Source organism: Vibrio sp. Vb0667 (assembly GCF_033391095.1).
Window position 1 is genome coordinate 1 of sequence record NZ_JAWPOL010000361.1, and the last position, 1,080, is coordinate 1,080.

The following is a 1,080-nucleotide window of genomic DNA, read 5'->3' on the forward strand; positions in this document are numbered from 1 at the left end:
GACACCATTTTCTCCTTGTCTGGACGGTTATGATGATCAAATCATCTGGTGAACAAAATCATATCACTCTTGATGCACCTTGCGAGTGACAATCTGGAAAAAGGCGATGAAAAAAACTGAAAATGACCCAGCACTCACACTCAAGTATACTTCTCGTACCAAACGGACAAAGTACAGAGAAAGACCATGATCGATACCCACGCGCACATATACGCGAGCGAATTTGATAACGACCGCGATGAAGTGGTTGAGCGCGCCTTAACTCAAGGCATCACTAAGATTTTGCTGCCGAATATCGATCTGGACTCGATTGAACCGATGTTGCAGACCGAAGCAGCGTATCCGGAAGTGTGCCACTCAATGATGGGTTTGCACCCATGTTACGTTGATAGCAACGTTGATCAAACGCTAGAAATCATCCGAGGCTGGTTCGAAAAACACAACTTTATCGCCGTGGGCGAAATCGGCATCGACCTGTATTGGGATAAAACCTACCGAGCAGAGCAAGAGATGGCTTTCGTAACCCAACTCAATTGGGCAAAAGAGATGGATTTACCTGTGGTGATCCACACCCGTGATTCCATCGAAGAAACGCTGACTCTGCTTCGTCAAGAGCAAGACGGTCGCCTGCGTGGCGTGTTCCATTGTTTTGGTGGCAGCTTAGAAGAGGCACGAGCAATTAACGAGTTGGGCTTCCACCTTGGTTTAGGCGGTGTATCGACATTTAAAAATGGCGGCATGGACCAAGTCATTCCACACTTAGACATGCAATGGGTCATCTTAGAAACAGACTGCCCATATTTGGCGCCAGTGCCGCATCGCGGTAAACGCAATGAGCCAGCTTACACATCGCTCGTCGCGCAGCGAGTGGCAGACTTGCGTGGCGAAGAAGTCGCAACCATAGATGCTATCACCACGGAAAATGCAAAAAACTTATTTAAGATTTAAGCAAGACAACAAACGCAACAAGCGGCCACACTAGGTCGCTTTTTATTGCCTAAACGGTTGGGTGAACAGGCCAAACCTGAAACGACTCAACCAGCAATACTGTAGTGTTGATAGACATAACTATTAACTTGT

General features: G+C 47.1%; 1 protein-coding gene. It reads left to right on the plus strand.

All coding sequences use genetic code 11. The features are described from left to right. The first annotated feature begins 186 nt into the window (after positions 1-186). A complete protein-coding gene (locus R8269_RS25920) occupies positions 187-948 on the plus strand; it encodes a TatD family hydrolase (protein ID WP_025523722.1) in 762 nt (253 codons plus the stop codon). Positions 949-1,080 lie beyond the last annotated feature (132 nt).

Bases quoted from the DNA above. Each gene is read 5' to 3' on its own strand.
- R8269_RS25920 (WP_025523722.1), top strand. From the start codon at position 187: ATGATCGATACCCACGCGCACATATACGCGAGCGAATTTGATAACGAC.